Here is an 18275-nt window from a genome sequence, read left to right as displayed (position 1 = left end):
ACTACAAATCCCCGTATAGATAAGAGCGAATATTATCTATAATTTATTGCAGCGCGATCGAACGCAAGCGCCCTTTCGTTGAGCAGCTATAAGATTGCAATCAAAAGAAGATTTCACGGACTGCGCTGGTGGGTGGATGTCAGGCAAGAAGCTGACAGACAGGCACCGGTCGGCGGGCGGTCAGCCAACGATCGCGAAAGCCTCGCGCGTCGTTCCGGAGGCATTCCGGACGGGTTTTTGGCCGATCCACTGCACGTGGCGCTCAAGGACGGCAGCGGCATTTTCGATGTTGCCTTGGCGCAGAAACGTCAGGATCGCACGATGGTCGTGATCGGTGCGCACTTCCCATTCCGAACGCCAGCTTGCAAACAGAAAACGCGCGCTGGCGGCATGCAGATCGTTGATCGAAGTCAGGAGGCGGGGCATGCCGCAAGGTGCCAGAATCAGGCTGTGAAAGCGCCGGTTGGCCTCTTCCCAGGACCGAACGTCGCGGGAGTTGTCGCCGGCGACCGTCGCTTCCTCCGCCTGATCGAGGATCGACGGCGTCAGGTGCGGCGCAGCGTGCCGAAGCGCCAGGACTTCCAGCGCCGCCCGCATCTGTGCTACCTCGCGGACTTCCTTGAGATCGAAGGACGCGACCCTAACGCCGCGGCGCGGCTCGCTGACCGCCAAGCCCTGCGCCTCCAGCCGGCGAAAGGCTTCGCGCACCGGCACATGGCTTGTTCCGAACTCCTCGGCGATATGATCTTGGCGCAATTTCGTGCCCGGATCGAGCTCCCCCGTCACGATCCTGTCGGCAAGGATGCGGCTGATACGGCTGGCGATGGTGTCTTCGTGCGTCGAGGTCATTTTTTATAGATAATTTGCCACAGCCGCGCTGTCGAGACAAAGACTGAAATCGTTGAAAATCTTTACAGCTTGCCGTGCAGGCGCAGCCGCCGCCGCTTCAGCCCCATCGCGCCCGTCGCGCCAACAAGGCCTTGACGGGCCGTCCTGAACCATGCCTTACTTGCTGCATTCACCAGGGGGGTCCCGACAAGGGGCTGAGATACTGCTGGCGTGACAGGCGGCCTTGCCGCCCTCAAGAGCGCAGTGACCCGTTGAACCTGATCCAGTTCATACTGGCGTAGGGACGGTGCAAGCGCTGTTGCGGCTCGAATTCCATTTGTGGACTCGCGTCGGCGTCTTTTCATCATTCCGGCTTTGATGACTGGGTCTCCAACCTTAAAATTTGGAGCCTCAAACCATGAATATTGCCGCAAAAAACCTCACTCCGACCGTCACGACCGGGCCGCTGCCCGCATCGCGAAAGATCCATGTCGCCGGGGAGATGCATCCGGACATTCGCGTGCCAATGCGCCAGATCGCACTTCATCCGACATCCGGCGAGCCGCCCGTCACCGTCTATGACAGCTCCGGGCCCTACACCGATCCATCGCATGCCGTCTCGATCGACGCCGGCCTGCCGAGACTGCGCGCCGCCTGGGTGACTGCCCGCGGCGACGTCGAGGCGTATGAGGGCCGACATGTCAAACCGGAAGACAACGGCTTTGCCACGGGCGAGCGGCTGACCCCGGAATTTCCGCTCCGCAACCCGCCGCTGAGAGCGAAGGACGGCAAGGCCGTCACGCAGATCGCCTATGCGCGGGCCGGGATCATCACGCCGGAAATGGAATATATCGCCATCCGCGAAAACCTCGGCCGCAAGGCTGCCAAGGAAGCGCTCGTCCGCGACGGCGAAAGCTTCGGTGCCCATATTCCCGATCATGTCACGCCGGAATTCGTCCGGGCCGAGGTCGCGGCCGGCCGGGCGATCATTCCCGCCAACATCAATCACCCCGAAGCCGAGCCGATGATCATCGGCCGCAATTTCCTGGTGAAAATCAACGCCAACATCGGCAATTCGGCCGTCACCTCCTCGATGGCAGAGGAAGTCGAAAAGATGGTCTGGGCAACGCGCTGGGGCGCCGACACCGTCATGGATCTTTCGACCGGCCGCAACATTCACAACATCCGCGAATGGATCATCCGCAATTCGCCCGTCCCGATCGGCACTGTGCCGCTCTACCAGGCACTGGAAAAGGTCAACGGCATTGCCGAGGATCTCACCTGGGAGGTCTTCCGCGACACCCTCATCGAGCAGGCCGAGCAGGGCGTCGACTATTTCACCATCCATGCCGGCGTCCGGTTGCATTACATTCCGCTCACCGTCAACCGCGTCACAGGCATCGTCTCGCGCGGCGGCTCGATCATGGCCAAGTGGTGTCTGCATCACCACAAGGAGAGCTTCCTCTACGAGCAGTTCGAGGAAATTTGCGACATCTGCCGCGCCTATGACGTCTCCTTCTCGCTTGGCGATGGCCTGCGCCCGGGCTCGATCGCCGATGCCAACGACGCCGCGCAATTCGCCGAACTCGAGACGCTCGGCGAACTGACGCAGATCGCCTGGGCGAAGGATTGCCAGGTGATGATCGAGGGCCCCGGCCATGTGCCGATGCACAAGATCAAGGAAAACATGGACAAGCAGCTGAAAGTCTGCGGCGAGGCGCCCTTCTACACGCTCGGGCCACTGACGACCGACATTGCGCCAGGCTACGACCACATCACCTCCGGCATCGGTGCTGCCATGATCGGCTGGTTCGGCACGGCGATGCTCTGCTACGTCACGCCGAAGGAGCATCTGGGATTGCCCGATCGCAATGACGTCAAGGTTGGCGTCATCACCTACAAGATCGCGGCGCACGCAGCCGATCTCGCCAAGGGGCACCCCGCAGCCCAGGTTCGCGACGATGCTCTGTCGCGCGCCCGCTTCGAGTTCCGCTGGGAGGATCAGTTCAATCTCTCGCTCGATCCGGAAACGGCCCGCTCCTTCCACGATGAAACGCTGCCGAAGGAGGCCCACAAGGTGGCGCATTTCTGCTCGATGTGCGGGCCAAAATTCTGCTCCATGCGGATATCGCATGACATTCGCGCCGAAGCGCAGAAAGAGGGCCTCGAAGCCATGGCCGCGAAGTTCCAGGCCGGCGGCGAACTCTATATGCCGCTTGGTGCGGATGGGACCGTCGCGCCTTCAGGAGAGTGATCATGCGCGTCCTGATCAAGGGGGCCGGCGTTGCCGGTCTCACGCTCGCCCATGAGTTGACGGCGAGAGGCGCCGCCGTCGAGGTGGCGGAGATCGCACGCCACGTCGGCGGCGGCGCCACCTGGTTTGCCGGCGGCATGCTGGCGCCCTGGTGCGAAAGCGAAAGTGCACCCGACACCGTACTAGCGCTCGGACGCGAGGCTGCCGACTGGTGGCACACAGTCCTGCCCGGCCACGTGACCTGCAAAGGCACACTGGTCGTCGCGCCGCAGCGCGACACCGGCGAGCTTGCCCGCTTCGCGGCCCGCACGTCCGGCTGCGACTGGCTGGATGCGGATGACATCGCCTCCCTGGAACCGGATCTCGCCGGGCGGTTCCGAAAGGCGCTGCATTTCCAGAACGAGGCGCATCTCGATCCCCGTCGTGCAATAATGGCTCTCTACGGCACGCTGCAGGCGAGCGGCGTACGTTTTCATCTCGGCGCCGGGCCGGATTTTCCGGAGGCCGGGTTCGATCGTGTCGTGGATTGCACCGGGGCAAACGCAATCGGCCAAGCGGCGGAACTGCGCGGCGTGCGCGGCGAGATGCTGATGCTGGAAACGCCCGATCTGAGCCTTTCGCGCCCAGTCCGGCTGCTGCATCCGCGCATCCCGCTCTATGTCGTTCCGCGCGGCGATGGCCGTTTCATGATCGGCGCTACCATGATCGAGAGTGACGATGCGGGACCGGTGAGTGCCCGGTCGCTGATGGAGCTTCTAAACGCCGCCTATACGGTTCATCCGACCTTCGGAGAGGCGCGCGTGATCGAAACCGGCGCCGGCGTGCGCCCTGCCTACCCGGACAATCTGCCACGCCTCTCGGTCGATGGAGGCGCCATCCGCCTCAACGGCTTTTACCGCCACGGGTTTCTGCTCGCTCCGTCAATGGCGAAGGACGCCGCAACCCGCATCTTCGGCATGCAAGCTGACAACGGGCAACAGTCTTTGGTTCGCCCAAGCTCGCGTGACCCTTCCGAACGCAACGTCATTCCACTTCAGATCGGAGCTGGCCGATGAAACTGACAATCAACGGCGAAGACCACTATACGGATATCTCCGTCCTTTCGGACCTTCTCGTCTCGCTTGAATACGAGGGCGAGTGGCTGGCGACAGCCGTCAATGGGGAACTGATCCATCGCGAGGATCGCTCGGTTTTTACCCTTTCCGACCGCGACCGCATCGAAATCCTCTCTCCCATGCAGGGAGGTTGACGGTGCTTGAGCTTTACGGACACGTCGTTGCCTCTCGCCTGCTGCTGGGAACGGCGCGCTACCCCTCGCCGGCCATCCTCGCCGAGGCGGTGCATGCTTCAAAGACCGACATCGTCACTGTGTCGCTTCGCCGCGAAATGGCGGGCAGCCGCGCGGGCGGCGCCTTCTTCGAGCTGATCCGAACGCTTGGCGTCAGGGTTCTGCCCAACACCGCGGGATGCCACACTGTCGCAGAAGCGGTGCTGACGGCGAAGATGGCCCGCGAGGTGTTTGCCACGGACTGGATCAAGCTGGAAGTGATCGGCAACCACGACACGCTGCAACCCGACGTGTTCGCGTTGGTCGAGGCGGCCCGCATCCTGAGCGGCGAAGGGTTCAAGGTTTTTCCCTATACGACCGATGACCTCGTGGTGGCGGAACACCTCATGGAAGCGGGATGCCAAGTGCTGATGCCCTGGTGCGCGCCGATCGGTTCGGCCATGGGGCCGGTCAACCTGCCGGCGTTGCGCAGCATGCGTGCGCATTTTCCGGATGTCCCGCTGATCGTCGACGCCGGCATCGGGCGGCCATCCCACGCCGCTATCGTCATGGAGCTCGGTTACGATGCGGTGCTGCTGAACACCGCCGTTGCCGGTGCTGCCGATCCGGCGGCGATGGCTGCGGCGTTTACCGGCGCGATCGAAGCAGGTCACATTGCTTTTCGAGCCGGCATGCTCGAGCCGCGCGACATGGCGGTGCCCTCGACACCGGTCATCGGCAAGGCGGTGTTTTCATGAAGCTTGATCCCTTTTATCTGATCGTCGACAGTGCCGACTGGATCGAGCGCCTGGTGCCGCTCGGCGTGAAGCTCGTTCAGCTGCGCAAGAAGGATTGCACCGCGGCGGAATTGCGCCAAAACATCCGCCGCGCGAAAACGATCTGCGCGGCGCATGGCTGCCAGCTCATCATCAACGACTATTGGCGGCTGGCGATCGACGAGGGTTGCGATTTCGTCCATCTCGGCCAGGAGGATCTGGCAACCGCTGATCTCGCCGCCATACGCTGCGCGGGCGTGAAGCTCGGCCTCTCGACCCATGACGAGGCGGAGCTCGAGACGGCGCTGGCAGCGGCGCCGGACTACGTGGCGCTCGGGCCGGTCTGGCCGACGATCCTCAAGGCAATGGCATGGGCACCGCAGGGTCTCGAGAGGCTGCGCGACTGGAAGGTGCGTATCGGCAACCTGCCACTCGTCGCCATCGGCGGGGTCACTGCCGATCGCATCGGCAGCGTCTTTGCCCATGGAGCCGACAGTGCCGCCGTTGTCACCGACATCACCCTCAATGCGGATCCGCAAGCACGCACGCGAGAGTGGATTGAGCGGACGGCGCAATTTCGATGACGAGGAAGTCGCATGTGCTTGTCGTCGCAGGATCGGATTCCTCGGGCGGCGCCGGCATCGTCCGTGACATCGAGACGCTGGCCGCGTTTGGGGTGAAGGCCTCTGTGGCAGTCACCGCGGTCACCGTCCAGACCCATCACGGCGTTCAACATGTCGATGCCATTCCGCCAGAGCGTGTCGCCCAGCAGATGCGTGCTGCCCTTACAGCCAATGACGTCGATGCCATCAAGATCGGTATGCTGGCAACGGCCGCGACGATTACCGCCGTCGCTTCAGTTCTGACGGACCATCCGGATATTCCGGTGGTGCTCGATCCGGTTCTTGCATCCTCATCGGGGGGCATCCTGCTTGCTCCCAACGCCACAGCCTCCTTGCATCGGCTGTTCCTCCAATGCGCACTGATTACGCCAAACCTGCCCGAGCTTTCACTTCTCACCGGTTCGATGAACGAGGAACCGCCGGAGGCCGCAATCGCCCAGGCACGAGAGTTGGTTACCGCAGGGGCGCAAGCCGTTCTTGTCAAGGGAGGCCATGGCGACGGCCTGGAATCAGTCGATATGCTTGTTCAGGCAGGCTGCGCCATCCAGGGCTTCGCGGCTCCTCGCCTTGCCGTCTCGATGCGCGGGACCGGTTGCATGCTGGCGAGCGCAATTGCGGCGCGGCTGGCCTGCGGTGGCGACTTGGCGACTGCGGTCGGCGACGCCAAGGCCTTTGTTCATAACCAGCTGAGTGAGCGGAACGACTGATCGGGAATAGCGACGCCAGTGTGGCCACTGCCCCCGAGGCGAACAGTTGTTGGCGGCCTATCCGACATCATCAATCTCGCCTACATTGCCAATGCCGGTTGGGGGCCCAGCGTGCCTGAGAGGTCGGCGCGGTGGCAAATGGAGTTGGAGGTTGAGCATGCAAGACGGTCACGACACGAGCCAACTCGAGATGGTCGTACTGATGACGCCCGACATGGCGAATTTCAGCGGCAAGGTCCATGGCGGGGCGCTGCTCAATCTCTTGGACCGGGTCGCTTACTCCTGTGCGTCTCGATATTCGCAGGAATATGCCGTGACTTTGTCCGTCGATCAGGTCGTCTTTCGCCAGCCGATCCATGTCGGCGAGCTCGTCACCTTTCGCGCTTCGATCAACTACGCCGGACGGACCTCCATGGAAGTCGGCATAAGGGTCGAGGCGGAGAATATCCGGACCGGCGAGCGACGGCACACCAATTCCTGCTACTTCACTATGGTTGCCGTGGATGCGGAAGGGCGTCCAACCACTGTGCCGATCTATGAGCCGGCCGATGAAATGCGGCAACGCCGCCTGCGTGCGGCAGAGACACGGCGCAGTCTGCGGCGCGAATTCGAGGAACGCTTTCGCGCTGCCGGCTCGACTCATGACGAGTAGGCGGTTGTGCACGTGGCGCAAAGAAGCCCGCATGGCGGCATGACGCGCAACCATGCGGTGGTCACGTGGTTTCGCCCAATGTCCGTTGGCAGCGCCTAGTTTATGGCAGTGAGGGTTACAGAAGTGCCGCCCGCAGCGAGGTTCAGGCCAATCTGCCCCGTGACGCTGACCGTCTGGAGGTGAATCGAACCCGACGTGCCGCCGACCAGAATATTGGCGCCGACGCCGGCTCCGACCGTCGCCTCAGCGCTCGCCCCCTGGTAGAGGCCGCTCAGGGAGCCCTGATGATAGCCCGCCGTCGGCGCAAAGACTGCCCAGACCAGCTTGCTGCGAGTCGTGAAGCCGAGGTCGAGGCCCATCTTCCGCACCGCACCGGTATAGTGGTCCGTGCGCTCTTCACCGACAGCGGAGTGGAAGACGCAGTCGATGTCCTTGGCGGACCCCAGAACGTAACCGGCGCCGCCGCCGACATCGCACTCGAGATAGCCGATCTTTACGCCGCCCCGGGCGTCCGGTTCCTGGTATGTCGGGACGGGGTCGTTGGCCCGCACATCGGCCGCCCTGGCGGTACCGCCGGTTGCGCCCATTGACACGGCGAAAAGCATCATCGCGACAGATTTATTCATCGATTTTTCCTTCTTGACCCCACTCGATGCGACAGCCGAGCAACACTCGGTCCTTTGCTGACGCATCGTGTCGGGAGAGTGTTCCCATCCGCCGTTTCGACGCAGCCGGCGCCGAGCTGTGAATGGACCACACGTTAACAGACCATTCACACTTCAACCGGCAATAGGACTTTTCGAAGGCACGATACCGACGCGCGACCGGAACCGGCCGCTCTGCCGGCACATCGATCACACGGCCCGTTTAAGGGCATCGCCAAGCACGGAGACGATCTCGCCGATCTGTTCCTTCTCGATGATCAGAGGTGGCGAGAAGGCGATGATGTCGCCGGTAACCCTGATCAGCAGGCCCTTCTGGAAGCAATCGACGAAAACGTCATAGGCGCGCGCACCGAGCGCCCCGTCGCGGGATGCAAGCTCGATACCGGCAATCAGACCGATCGTGCGGATATCGATAATATGCGGCAGGCCCCTCAGGGAGTGCATTGCCTCGTGCCATTCCGTTTCGAGTTCGGCAGCGCGCGTGAGAAGTCCCTCGCCGCGATAGATGTCCAGCGTGGCTATGCCCGCGGCGCATGCTGCCGGGTGACCGGAATAGGTGTAGCCATGGAAAAGCTCGATCTGACTTTCAGGCCCATGCATCAGCGCGTCATGCACGGCGCGGCTGGTGAAGACGGCCCCCATCGGGATCGCACCGTTGGTCAATCCCTTCGCGGTTGTGACGATATCCGGACGGACGCCGAAATAGTCCGCGGCGAAGCCGGCACCAAGGCGGCCGAAGCCGGTAATGACCTCGTCGAAGATCAGGAGAATGCCGTGACGGTCGCAGATTGCCCGCAGCCGGTCGAGATAGCCTTTCGGCGGCACGAGCACGCCGGTGGAGCCGGCCACGGGCTCGACGATGCAGGCCGCGATCGTTTCGGCGCCGTGAAGCGCGACCAGACGCTCGAGATCGTCGGCAAGCTCCGCTCCGTGCTCCGGTTGGCCCTTGATATAGGCGTTGCGGGCAAGATCATGAGTGTGCCGCAGATGGTCAGAACCGGCGAGTTGCGGGAAAACGCGGCGATTGTTGACCAGGCCGCCGACCGAAATGCCGCCGAAGCCGACGCCATGATATCCGCGCTCGCGCCCGATCAGCCGGGTTCGCGTGCCCTGACCGATAGCACGCTGGTAGGCGATGGCAATCTTCAACGCCGTATCCACCGATTCCGAACCGGAACCCGTGAAGAAGACCCGGTCGAGCCGATTGTCCGGCCCGCCGGGCGCGATCTCCGCCAACCGTTCGGCGAAATCGAACGCGATCGGATGCCCCATCTGGAAGGACGGTGCATAGTCGAGCGTCGTCAACTGACGCTCGACTGCCGTTGCGATCTGGCGGCGCCCGTGGCCGGCGTTGACACACCATAGCCCCGCCGTGCCATCGAGAATCTTGCGGCCGTCGGTCGCAGTGTAGTGCATGCCTTCAGCCGATTCGAGTAGACGCGGTGCAGCCTTGAATTGCCGGTTGGCGGTAAATGGCATCCAGTAGCTGTCAAGAACCGGGGCATTTGGTTTGGTGTGTGCGTCCATCTTAAATCTCCCTTGCGATGGGCCATTGCCGCCATGATTTTCCCGATCGAACAAGTCCTTTTCTGCGCCAGATCAAACTGTTGAATTTGTTAGATGAGCGTGCTTGTATTTGCGCTATTTCGAACAACAGGAACGGATCTCCATGTCAGTCGATATCGGTGGCCGCCTCAGGTACCTGCGGACAACGCGTAATCTCTCCCAGCGCGAACTTGCCAGACGGACTGGCGTGACCAATTCGACGATCTCGTTGATCGAATCCAACTCCGCCAACCCGTCGGTTGGCGCGCTGAAGCGCATTCTCGACGGCATTCCAATCGGCCTGGCCGAGTTCTTCGCCTTTGAGCCGGAGCGGCCGCGCAAGGCTTTCTACCGCTCCGATGAACTCACCGAGATCGGCAAGGGACCGATCTCCTACCGGCAAATCGGCGACAATCTGTTCGGACGCAGCCTGCAAATCCTCAAGGAGTGCTATCAGCCGGGCGCCTATACCGGAAAGGTTCCGCTCGTCCATGAGGGCGAGGAGGGCGGGATCGTGCTGTCCGGACGGCTGGAGGTGACGGTGGATGACGAGCGGCGCGTCCTTGGACCCGGCGACGCCTATTACTTTGAGAGCCGGCGGCCGCACCGTTTCCGCTGCGTGGGACCGGTCGCTTGTGAGGTTATCAGCGCCTGCACGCCGCCAACCTTCTGAAACCGCTGCGACGCTGCTCTTAGCCGCCGTTCACCAGCGCTAGAATCAGTTGGTGAATATTGCCGCCATCACTGAGCTCCATACGGTCGAAATCCCGGCTTTGCTGTCGTTGCGCCCGGGAGAGCGCGCCAAGGCGGGTGGTCATTTCGGTCTTGATCTTCTTGCAACCGGGATCCGCAAGAACGCTGAGCCCGACGGTTGCGGCTTCGATCTTTTTCACCATGTCTTTTATGTGATCGCCATGCACGAGCTCATGCTTGTGGACCCCGGCACTGAATGCTTCCCAATTCTTCTTCGTGTCGGCAGGTAACGGCTCGGACGGCCTTGGCAAAGTATAGGTGATGATGAGCTTGGGTCGCGCCGAAACGAGCACGCAGGCGTCGCCCTGCACTTCGTATTTCCTGGTCCAGGTCAACTTGAAACTGGTGTGTGCGATTGCCCGTCCCAGACCACCGGCCTTCGGCCCTCTTTCGCCAATCGAGGCATAGAGCTCGGCGCCGCTCCTGCCGGCGATGGCGTAGGGCTGGACTTTTTCGACCGCCCGCCACTCCGCACGCGTGTCCATCGGCGGGAATGCGAAGCAGGCTGCGAGCAGGCAAAGTCGGACGTCTATCTTCACGCAAATCCCCGCAAAACCGGTGCTTCGTCGGTCTCATGACTAAAGGACACGAAGACCGCGTTCAATCGTCCATACGCCGATTGTTGATTGTCGGCCGGAGATCGGCGACGGCTATCGCGTTTCAACCGTGAGATGGGCCAGTTCGTGCACCGGCGCCAGACGCGAACGCACGGTCTCGCCACTAACCGCACCCGTGACGCTGACAATGGCTGCGTGCGCCCCGGGCCCTACACGCCAGATGTGCAGATCGGTAATCCGGGCGTCACCTTTGCCCTCGACATGCGCGCGCACTTCGGCTTCAAGATGTGTGTCAGTCGTATCCAGCAAGACCGCCGCCGTTTGCCGGATCAGCGACCACGACCAGGTAGCGATGACGATGGCTCCGACTAAACCCATCACCGGATCCAACCACACCCAGCCGAGATAGCGCCCGCTGAGCAGCGCGGCAATGGCCAGGACCGAGGTCAACGCGTCGGCGATGACATGCACAAACGCCGCGCGCATGTTGTTATCGTGATGATGGGTGCCGTGGCTGTGGTGGTGGCCATGATGATGATCATTACCGGCATGCTGATGAATATGCTTGTGGCCACCGCTCAGCAGCAGTGCGCTGGCGATATTGACCAGCAAGCCGATAACCGCAACCAGGGTTGCTTCGGTGAACGCGACCGGGCGCGGTTCCATGAGGCGAACCACGGAGTCGACGGCAATGCCAAGCGCAATAATGCCCAGTATCAAAGCGGAAGCAAAGCCTGCGAGGTCACCCACCTTGCCTGTTCCGAAACTGAACCGACGGTCACGAGCGTGCCGCCTGGCAAAGGCATAAGCCCATGCCGCGATTGCGAGAGCCCCCGCATGCGTCGACATATGAAAACCATCCGCCAGGAGCGCCATGGAATTGAACATCGAGCCGGCAATGATCTCGCCGATCATCATGACCGACGTGAGCACCACGACCCAAAGGGTTCGCCTGGCATTTGTGTCATGAGAATCGCCCAGATAGCTATGCTCATGGGTAAGAGGGCTGATGTCACCGTGGCCGGTCATGCGCGGCATTCCCTATCTGGCGTAGCGACGGATCACAGCAGCAAGTTCGTCCGCTCCTTTCGCGCGCGCCGCCCCGTCGAGATCGGGATGGGCCACATGTTCACGCAAATGATCCTCGATAATTTCGTCCATCAATCCGTTGATCGCACCGCGGGCGGCGGCGACCTGCTGGAGAACAACCGCGCATCCGGTCTCCGCCTCAAGCGCCCGCTCGAGCGCTGCAACCTGTCCGGCGATTCGCCGGACCCTGGCGATGAGGTCACCCTTGTTGGTTTTCGTGTGAGACATACTATACTCCTATATAGTATATTTTGACCTTCAGCAAGGCGGCGCTCCATTGGTGGCGGCGCGCCCCCTCCCAACCAGGAGCGTTCACGCGTCCAACGCAACAATTGTGGCCGTTCGGTGCGGTTGAAATTTTAACGCTGGTCTATCACCTTGCGAAAACTTCAAGCTGGCCGCAGAAGATCCGCAAGTCCAACTTCCACCGAGAACTCTGGTGAGGAGGCGGCAGCCCGGCTACAAGCCTGCGGGAAAACTGCTCGACGGCTACCCATCGGGTCCTCGATGCAAGATGACAACAGATGACGGGGAAAAGCGGAGGCAACCGAGTGACAAGCAACATCTTGGAACCGGGCGACGGCCGAAGGACGATCCCGGCGGGAATCTGGGTGCTCGGCTTCGTGTCGATGCTGATGGATATTTCCTCAGAGATGATCCACGCCCTGCTTCCCGTCTATATGATCTCAGTGCTCGGGACCTCGGTGCTTACCGTGGGCATTATCGAAGGCATCGCGGAAGCGACCGCTTCGATCACCAAGGTATTTTCCGGAGCGCTCAGCGATTGGCTCGGCAAGCGCAAGCTCCTCGCCGTCCTCGGCTATGGCCTTGCCGCGCTCACCAAACCGATCTTTCCGCTCGCACCAACGGTGGGTTGGCTGGTTGCTGCGCGTTTTATCGACCGGGTTGGCAAGGGCATTCGCGGCGCGCCGCGCGATGCGCTTGTGGCCGACATCGCTCCACCCCATCTGCGTGGCGCCAGTTTCGGCCTGCGCCAATCGCTCGACACGATCGGCGCCTTTCTCGGGCCGCTTCTCGCCATCGGCCTGATGTGGCTGACGGCGGATCACTTCCAGGCAGTGTTCTGGGTCGCTGTCCTTCCGGCGTTTCTGGCCGTTGCGCTCTTGGCCGTCGCGGTGAAGGAGCCGAAGCGGCCTGAAGGATTGCGCCGCGTCAGCATGCCGTTGCATCGCGACGAACTTGTCCGCCTCGGGCCGAACTATTGGTGGGTAGTCGTCGTCGCCACCGTGTTTACCCTTGCCCGTTTCAGCGAGGCGTTCCTGCTGCTGCGGGCTCAGTCCGACGGTCTGCAGTTGATGCTCATTCCGGCAGTCCTTGTCGTGATGAACATAGCCTATGCCCTGTCGGCCTATCCCGCCGGAGCCTTGTCGGACCGCGTAAACCGGGTGGCGATGCTGGTAATCGGCCTTCTCCTGCTTATCGCGGCGGACGTGCTGCTCGCATTCGTGCCCGGCTTCCCCGGCCTGATCGCCGGCGTGGTGTTGTGGGGGCTGCACATGGGGTTCACGCAGGGACTGTTTGCAACTTTGATTGCCGACGCCGCGCCGGCCGAGCTTCGCGGGACCGGATTCGGCATATTCAACCTCGTCACTGGCCTGGCCCTGCTGCTTGCCAGTGTCATCGCCGGCGTATTGTGGGATATGGTGGGGCCACAGGGTACATTTCTGGTTGGCGCCGCTTTTGCTCTTTTCGCGCTGATCGGGCTGGCGCTTCTGGGCCGCCGGTTGAGTGGCGTTCCCGCATAGCGCCTCAACTCAGGTCTTCAGATAGCTTACGACCGCGTCGGCGATCAGTGTCTTGTGCCGCTGCGCCGTTGCGGGCTCGGAGAGATCGCGCCGAAAGATCGTTCCGAACGTGTAGCGGTTCGACACCCGGAAGAAACAGAAGGCGCTGATGAGCATGTGGATGTCGATCGGGTCCGCGTTGCGGCGGAACACGCCCTGCGCAACGCCGCGATCAAGAATTGCCGCAATCGTTTCAATCACCGAAACGTTGAGTTCGCGGATGGCTTCGGAACGCAGCATATGCGCGGCATGATGGATATTTTCAATGCTGACAAGGCGTACGAAATCGGGATTGGTCTCATCATGATCGAACGTGGAGGATATCAGCGTTCTCAGAGCCTCCTCCGGCGCCAGGCTCGAAAGGTTCAGGTCCTCTTCGTGCGTGCGGATTTTCCGGTACGAGCGCTCGAGAACGGCAAGATAGAGGCCCTCTTTGCTGTCGAAATAATAGTAGATCATCCGTTTGGACGTTCGGGTCTTCTCGGCAATCGCATCTACGCGTGCGCCGGCGAGACCATGGGTGGCGAACTCCTCGGTGGCGACAATCAGGATATCTTCCTTCGTTCGCTGTGGATCGTTTTTGCGTCCGTTTTCTCGCGCCGCCATTCCTAGCTGTTTCTCCCCCGCCACAGTCCTGATTTTCAACGCGAAAGGTAAAAACCAAACGCGTCGCACGCGAGCTCCATTCCCGCGCACTGCCCCACAGTCTTATTGACCTTGGCGATGTCTTTCAAGAGATCGTACTTGACATTCGAACTAGTTCGTACATTTTAGAGGGAGGCAACGAAAGCTTGGAGGAGTGATCGTCGCATTCGCCTTGTTGTAAACCTGTCCTGACCGATGAGGACCTGGAAGACGGCGAGACGGTAACCGCTTGGGAGGAGCGAATGATCCGGATAATTGAATTCTGTTTTCTGGTGGTGAAGGCCGCGATGGCGCTGCTGCTTGCCGGCATGGTCGTGCTGGTTTTCGGCAACGTCGTCCTGCGCTATGCCCTAAACACCGGCATCACCTATTCCGAAGAACTTTCACGTATCTTCTTTGTCTGGCTGACCTTCCTTGGCGCCGTCGTCGCCATGCGGGAGCATGCCCATCTCGGCGTCGACTCCCTGCTTCGGCGGCTGCCTCCCCTTGGGGCTAAAACCGCGGTCCTCGCTGGCCACGCGCTGATGCTATGGGCAACGTGGCTGATGATCAGTGGAAGCTGGGCACAGGCAGCGATCAACCTGCATGTCGCAGCACCGGCGACCGGTATCTCCATGGCCGTCTTCTACGGTGCCGGGCTCGCTTTCGGCATTCCCGCGTTCCTGATCATCCTTTGGGACGCCTTTGCGGTCGCAACCGGTCGGATCGACGTCAAGACCGCCGAGTTGGTGCGCGACAGCGAAGACCAGCTTGCTCTCGACGACCATGTTGCTCCGGCGCTGGTTCAGCCCGTTGCAAAACACTGAGGAGCGCGCCATGACAGTCACGATTTTCCTCGGAGCCCTGCTTGGCCCCATGGCGCTCGGCGTGCCGATTGCGTTCGCACTGATCATCAGCGGCGTCGCCCTGATGATGTATCTCGGCCTGTTCGACGCACAGATCGTCGCGCAGAACGTCTTGAACGGCGCAGACAGCTTTCCGCTGATGGCAGTGCCGTTCTTTCTTCTGGCCGGTGAAGTCATGAATACGGGCGGTCTGTCGCGCCGCATCGTCGAACTCGCCATGGCCATGGTCGGCCACATCCGCGGCGGTCTCGGCTTCGTGGCAATCTTCGCGGCCTGTATTCTTTCGAGCCTGTCCGGCTCGGCGGTGGCGGACGCGGCCGCACTCGGCGCGCTGCTATTTCCGATGATGCTGAAGTCCGGCCACGATCCGGCCCGCACCGGCGGTCTCCTCGCTTCTGCGTCTGTTATCGGCCCGATCATCCCGCCCTCCATCGGCTTCATCCTGTATGGCGTGGTCGGCGGGGTTTCGATCACGAAGCTGTTCCTCGCGGGCATTTTTCCAGGGCTGATGATTGCCGGAGCACTCTGCGCCACCTGGATGATCGTGGCCCGCAAGGAGCAGTTCGCCTTGCCGGCGAAACAAAGCGGTGCGGTGCGGCTGAAGGCATTCCTCGACAGCATCTGGGCGCTGATGCTGCCGCTGATCATTATCATCGGGCTGAAGTTCGGAGTTTTCACACCGACGGAAGCCGGCGTCGTCGCAGCCGTCTACTCTCTCTTCGTGTCGATGGTGATCTACCGCGAACTGCCGCCCGCCAAGCTGTTCCACGTCTTTGTGGCCGCAGCGAAGATTACCTCGGTCGTGATGTTCCTGGTCGCCTGCGCCGCCGTTTCCGCCTGGCTGATCACGGTCGCGGACGTCCCGGGGGATCTGGCAAAGCTCGTCGAACCCCTGATGGACAATCAGACGCTGCTGTTGCTTGCGATCATGGGCCTGGTCGTACTCGTCGGCACCGCGATGGACATGACGCCGACCATTCTGATCATGACGCCCGTCTTGATGCCGATCATCAAGCAGGCGGGCATCGATCCTGTCTATTTCGGCGTCCTGTTCATCATCAACAACGCAATCGGACTCATCACGCCACCGGTCGGCACCGTCCTCAACGTGATCTGCGGCGTCTCCAAACTGAACATGGAAGAGCTGATGAAGGGCGTGATGCCTTTCCTTATCGCCGAACTCGTCGTGCTGCTGCTGCTCGTTGTGTTCCCGCAACTGGTGACCGTCCCGGTCTCCTGGCTCGGACACTAATGCCTCAAATTCAACTGGCCGATGGGAAACCCAGGCCAAATTCGGGAGGAAGACATGTTGAATAGACTGATGAAACTGGCCCTTGGCCTTGCCATACCCTTCTCATTGCTGACCGCCGGTCCGGCGCTGGCGGAAATCCGCGAGCACCAGCTCAAATTCGCAGCCGCCAACAACAAGGGCCACCCGCAGGTGACCGGCATGGAAAAATTTGCCGAACTGGTCTCGGCGAAAAGTGGCGGCAAGATCGAGGTCAAGCTCTTCCCCGGCGGTGTGCTGGGCGGCGACGTGCAGACCGTCTCGGCTCTGCAGGGCGGGGTGATCGAGATGACGGTGCTGAACGCTGGCATTCTCGCCGGCAATGTAAAAGAGTTCGGAGCTGTCGATCTTCCCTTCCTCTTCAACAATGGCGAGGAAGCCGACAAGGTGATGGACGGCGCCTTCGGCACCGGCCTGATGGAGCGTCTGCCCGACACCGGCCTGGTTGGCCTTGCCTATTGGGAGCTCGGTTTCCGCAATCTCACCAATAACCGCCATCCAGTCACCAAGCTTGAGGATATCAGGGGCTTGAAGATCCGCACGATCCAGTCGCCGATCCCGATCGAACTGTTCAACACCCTTGGCGCCAATGCAGTACCGCTGCCCTATACCGAGCTCTACACCGCGCTCGAAACCGGCACGGTTGATGGCCAGGAAAACCCTGCTGCAAACATCCTCAATGCCAAGTTCTACGAAGTGCAGAAGTACATGACGGTGACCCGCCACCAGTACAACCCGCAGATCGTCCTGATCAGCAAGAAGTTCTGGGACGGCCTGAACGACGAGGAGAAGGCTGTCTTCCAGTCGGCCGCCACAGAGGCCCGCGACTACCAGCGCAAGGTCTCGCGCGAACTCGACGCTAAGGCGATCACGGATATCAAGGCGACCGGGATGGAAGTCAGCGAACTCTCCGCTGAAGAGACACAAAAACTGCGTGATGCGGTCAAGCCGGTGGTCGACAAGTTCAGCGCTGAAATCGGCGCCGACACAGTCGCTGCCCTGTTCAAGGAACTTCAAACCCTGCGTGGGCAGTAAGCTTTTCGCCGGCCTGCCCAGCCCGCAGGCCGGCATTTCCCCATCAATGGAATCAGTTGCGATGACCGAGACACTCCTCAAACCGTTAAAGGCCGGATTGATCGGCGGCGGCATCCAGGCGTCGCTCACCCCTGCCATGCATATGCGCGAAGGCGCAGCACAGGGCATGTCCTATCAATATGAGCTGATCGACCTCAACCAGCGCGGCGCAACGCCCGCGGATCTGCCGCAGCTCTTGCGGGACGCGGAACTCAAGGGCCTTGCCGGCCTGAACATCACCCACCCGTGCAAGCAACTGGTCATCCCGTTTCTCGATGAGCTTTCAACCGAAGCCCGCGATCTTGGCGCGGTCAACACAGTCGTGCTGAAGGGCGGCCGCCGTTACGGCCACAACACCGACTGGTGGGGTTTCGCCGAGAGCTTTCGCCACGGCCTGCCCGATGCGGACCTGTCGTGTGCCGTACAGCTGGGCGCCGGCGGAGCCGGTGTGGCGACCGCCTATGCGATCCTTTCGCTCGGCCTCAAGTCGCTCCTGGTTTACGACCGGGAGATGGATCGCGCAGATGCACTTGCCACACGCCTGTCCGTCCTGTTCCCGGATGTGGGCATTCGGGCTGAAGCTGATCTGTCCCTGGCGATGAAAAAGGCCGCCGGATTGATCCACGCGACGCCGACAGGCATGGCGAAATATCCCGGCTTGCCCCTTCCGGCCGCTCTGCTCGAATCCCGCCACTGGGTTGCGGAGATCGTCTACTTCCCTTTGGAGACCGAGCTTCTGGCGGAGGCGAGGCGACGCGGATGCAAAACGCTCGACGGCGGCGGCATGGCCGTCTTCCAGGCTGTCGGCGCCTTCCGGCTGTTTACCGGGCGCGAACCGGATGCTGCCCGCATGCTCAACCATTTCAAGGCACTCACAGCCTGATCACCGAACGTCAAGGAGA

20 protein-coding genes and 1 riboswitch are annotated in these 18275 nt (G+C 61.6%); of the genes, 13 read left to right on the top strand and 7 right to left on the bottom strand.

All coding sequences use genetic code 11. The annotated features are described in order from the left end of the window. Positions 1-180 precede the first annotated feature (180 nt). Positions 181-849 carry a GntR family transcriptional regulator gene (locus tag JNB71_RS16380; RefSeq protein ID WP_112852575.1) on the bottom strand — a complete coding sequence of 223 codons (669 nt, stop codon included), beginning with the start codon at positions 847-849 and terminating at the stop codon, positions 181-183. Between the two features lie 164 nt (positions 850-1013). After that, a riboswitch (TPP riboswitch) is annotated at positions 1014-1151 on the top strand. A gap of 95 nt (positions 1152-1246) precedes the next feature. Between JNB71_RS16380 and thiC the strand changes: the two genes are divergently transcribed. The 7 genes from thiC to JNB71_RS16345 all read left to right on the top strand — a co-directional run bounded on the left by thiC (position 1247) and on the right by JNB71_RS16345 (position 7107). Next, positions 1247-3082 (top strand): phosphomethylpyrimidine synthase ThiC, encoded by a 1836-nt coding sequence (gene thiC, locus JNB71_RS16375; RefSeq protein ID WP_220372833.1) that lies wholly within the window; start codon positions 1247-1249, stop codon positions 3080-3082. 2 nt (positions 3083-3084) lie between these two features. Next, complete coding sequence (thiO, locus tag JNB71_RS16370; RefSeq protein ID WP_220372832.1) at positions 3085-4137, top strand: glycine oxidase ThiO; 1053 nt, start codon at positions 3085-3087, stop codon at positions 4135-4137. Further along, entirely contained in the window at positions 4134-4331 is a 198-nt protein-coding gene (thiS, locus tag JNB71_RS16365) for a sulfur carrier protein ThiS (protein ID WP_220372830.1), read from the top strand. Before thiO ends, thiS begins: the two co-directional genes overlap by 4 nt. A gap of 2 nt (positions 4332-4333) precedes the next feature. Beyond that, positions 4334-5107, top strand: a complete 774-nt coding sequence (locus JNB71_RS16360) for a thiazole synthase (RefSeq protein ID WP_220372829.1) — start codon at positions 4334-4336, stop codon at positions 5105-5107. After that, positions 5104-5709, top strand: a complete 606-nt coding sequence (locus JNB71_RS16355) for a thiamine phosphate synthase (RefSeq protein WP_220372828.1) — start codon at positions 5104-5106, stop codon at positions 5707-5709. The genes JNB71_RS16360 and JNB71_RS16355 overlap by 4 nt, the downstream gene beginning before the upstream one ends. Beyond that, a complete protein-coding gene (locus JNB71_RS16350; RefSeq protein ID WP_220372827.1) occupies positions 5706-6455 on the top strand; it encodes a hydroxymethylpyrimidine/phosphomethylpyrimidine kinase in 750 nt (249 codons plus the stop codon). The genes JNB71_RS16355 and JNB71_RS16350 overlap by 4 nt, the downstream gene beginning before the upstream one ends. Before the next feature lie 157 nt (positions 6456-6612). Further along, positions 6613-7107, top strand: coding sequence for an acyl-CoA thioesterase (locus JNB71_RS16345; protein ID WP_220372826.1), 495 nt, complete (start codon positions 6613-6615; stop codon positions 7105-7107). Positions 7108-7202: 95 nt separating this feature from the next. Here the strand turns inward: JNB71_RS16345 and JNB71_RS16340 are convergent, their stop codons facing one another. Together JNB71_RS16340 and JNB71_RS16335 are read right to left on the bottom strand one after the other, a co-directional pair. Then, positions 7203-7733 carry a DUF992 domain-containing protein gene (locus JNB71_RS16340; protein WP_220372825.1) on the bottom strand — a complete coding sequence of 177 codons (531 nt, stop codon included), beginning with the start codon at positions 7731-7733 and terminating at the stop codon, positions 7203-7205. 228 nt (positions 7734-7961) lie between these two features. After that, a complete protein-coding gene (locus tag JNB71_RS16335; RefSeq protein WP_220372824.1) occupies positions 7962-9299 on the bottom strand; it encodes an aspartate aminotransferase family protein in 1338 nt (445 codons plus the stop codon). A 142-nt stretch (positions 9300-9441) separates the two neighbouring features. Between JNB71_RS16335 and JNB71_RS16330 the strand changes: the two genes are divergently transcribed. Further along, positions 9442-9990: a cupin domain-containing protein gene (locus tag JNB71_RS16330; RefSeq protein WP_220372823.1), complete on the top strand. Its 549-nt coding sequence runs from the start codon at positions 9442-9444 to the stop codon at positions 9988-9990. A 19-nt stretch (positions 9991-10009) separates the two neighbouring features. On the opposite strand, the gene JNB71_RS16325 is transcribed toward JNB71_RS16330, so the two are convergent. From JNB71_RS16325 to JNB71_RS16315, 3 genes are all read right to left on the bottom strand, one after another. Then, on the bottom strand, positions 10010-10609 hold the full coding sequence (locus JNB71_RS16325; protein ID WP_220372822.1) for a DUF922 domain-containing Zn-dependent protease: 600 nt from the start codon (positions 10607-10609) through the stop codon (positions 10010-10012). A 111-nt stretch (positions 10610-10720) separates the two neighbouring features. Continuing rightward, positions 10721-11656: a CDF family Co(II)/Ni(II) efflux transporter DmeF gene (gene dmeF, locus JNB71_RS16320; RefSeq protein WP_220372821.1), complete on the bottom strand. Its 936-nt coding sequence runs from the start codon at positions 11654-11656 to the stop codon at positions 10721-10723. 12 nt (positions 11657-11668) lie between these two features. Next, on the bottom strand, positions 11669-11944 hold the full coding sequence (locus JNB71_RS16315; protein WP_220372820.1) for a metal/formaldehyde-sensitive transcriptional repressor: 276 nt from the start codon (positions 11942-11944) through the stop codon (positions 11669-11671). 296 nt (positions 11945-12240) lie between these two features. Between JNB71_RS16315 and JNB71_RS16310 the strand changes: the two genes are divergently transcribed. Beyond that, positions 12241-13482: an MFS transporter gene (locus JNB71_RS16310; protein WP_220372819.1), complete on the top strand. Its 1242-nt coding sequence runs from the start codon at positions 12241-12243 to the stop codon at positions 13480-13482. Between the two features lie 9 nt (positions 13483-13491). On the opposite strand, the gene JNB71_RS16305 is transcribed toward JNB71_RS16310, so the two are convergent. Then, complete coding sequence (locus JNB71_RS16305) at positions 13492-14127, bottom strand: TetR/AcrR family transcriptional regulator (RefSeq protein WP_220372818.1); 636 nt, start codon at positions 14125-14127, stop codon at positions 13492-13494. A 281-nt stretch (positions 14128-14408) separates the two neighbouring features. Between JNB71_RS16305 and JNB71_RS16300 the strand changes: the two genes are divergently transcribed. The 4 genes from JNB71_RS16300 (at position 14409) to JNB71_RS16285 (ending at position 18256) form a co-directional block, all read left to right on the top strand. Continuing rightward, positions 14409-14972, top strand: a complete 564-nt coding sequence (locus JNB71_RS16300; RefSeq protein ID WP_220372817.1) for a TRAP transporter small permease — start codon at positions 14409-14411, stop codon at positions 14970-14972. A gap of 10 nt (positions 14973-14982) precedes the next feature. Then, entirely contained in the window at positions 14983-16263 is a 1281-nt protein-coding gene (locus JNB71_RS16295) for a TRAP transporter large permease (RefSeq protein WP_220372816.1), read from the top strand. A gap of 54 nt (positions 16264-16317) precedes the next feature. Next, on the top strand, positions 16318-17334 hold the full coding sequence (locus tag JNB71_RS16290) for a TRAP transporter substrate-binding protein (RefSeq protein ID WP_220372815.1): 1017 nt from the start codon (positions 16318-16320) through the stop codon (positions 17332-17334). A gap of 61 nt (positions 17335-17395) precedes the next feature. Continuing rightward, on the top strand, positions 17396-18256 hold the full coding sequence (locus JNB71_RS16285; protein WP_220372814.1) for a shikimate dehydrogenase: 861 nt from the start codon (positions 17396-17398) through the stop codon (positions 18254-18256). Positions 18257-18275: the final 19 nt, after the last annotated feature.

Origin of the sequence: Rhizobium herbae (assembly GCF_019511375.1) — a bacterium.
GTDB classification, from domain to species: domain Bacteria; phylum Pseudomonadota; class Alphaproteobacteria; order Rhizobiales; family Rhizobiaceae; genus Pararhizobium; species Pararhizobium herbae_A.
The sequence above is the reverse complement of the archived record's forward strand: the minus strand, read 5'-3'. Positions and strand labels throughout refer to the sequence as shown.

Coding starts and splice junctions, on each gene's coding strand:
- JNB71_RS16295 (WP_220372816.1), top strand. CDS start 14,983: ATGACAGTCACGATTTTCCTCGGAGCCCTGCTTGGCCCCATGGCGCTC.
- JNB71_RS16305 (WP_220372818.1), bottom strand. CDS start 14,127: ATGGCGGCGCGAGAAAACGGACGCAAAAACGATCCACAGCGAACGAAG.
- JNB71_RS16345 (WP_220372826.1), top strand. CDS start 6,613: ATGCAAGACGGTCACGACACGAGCCAACTCGAGATGGTCGTACTGATG.
- JNB71_RS16300 (WP_220372817.1), top strand. CDS start 14,409: ATGATCCGGATAATTGAATTCTGTTTTCTGGTGGTGAAGGCCGCGATG.
- JNB71_RS16315 (WP_220372820.1), bottom strand. CDS start 11,944: ATGTCTCACACGAAAACCAACAAGGGTGACCTCATCGCCAGGGTCCGG.
- JNB71_RS16285 (WP_220372814.1), top strand. CDS start 17,396: ATGACCGAGACACTCCTCAAACCGTTAAAGGCCGGATTGATCGGCGGC.
- JNB71_RS16350 (WP_220372827.1), top strand. CDS start 5,706: ATGACGAGGAAGTCGCATGTGCTTGTCGTCGCAGGATCGGATTCCTCG.
- JNB71_RS16355 (WP_220372828.1), top strand. CDS start 5,104: ATGAAGCTTGATCCCTTTTATCTGATCGTCGACAGTGCCGACTGGATC.
- dmeF (WP_220372821.1), bottom strand. CDS start 11,656: ATGACCGGCCACGGTGACATCAGCCCTCTTACCCATGAGCATAGCTAT.
- JNB71_RS16335 (WP_220372824.1), bottom strand. CDS start 9,299: ATGGACGCACACACCAAACCAAATGCCCCGGTTCTTGACAGCTACTGG.
- JNB71_RS16340 (WP_220372825.1), bottom strand. CDS start 7,733: ATGAATAAATCTGTCGCGATGATGCTTTTCGCCGTGTCAATGGGCGCA.
- thiO (WP_220372832.1), top strand. CDS start 3,085: ATGCGCGTCCTGATCAAGGGGGCCGGCGTTGCCGGTCTCACGCTCGCC.
- JNB71_RS16290 (WP_220372815.1), top strand. CDS start 16,318: ATGTTGAATAGACTGATGAAACTGGCCCTTGGCCTTGCCATACCCTTC.
- JNB71_RS16330 (WP_220372823.1), top strand. CDS start 9,442: ATGTCAGTCGATATCGGTGGCCGCCTCAGGTACCTGCGGACAACGCGT.
- thiS (WP_220372830.1), top strand. CDS start 4,134: ATGAAACTGACAATCAACGGCGAAGACCACTATACGGATATCTCCGTC.
- JNB71_RS16310 (WP_220372819.1), top strand. CDS start 12,241: ATGACGGGGAAAAGCGGAGGCAACCGAGTGACAAGCAACATCTTGGAA.
- JNB71_RS16380 (WP_112852575.1), bottom strand. CDS start 849: ATGACCTCGACGCACGAAGACACCATCGCCAGCCGTATCAGCCGCATC.
- thiC (WP_220372833.1), top strand. CDS start 1,247: ATGAATATTGCCGCAAAAAACCTCACTCCGACCGTCACGACCGGGCCG.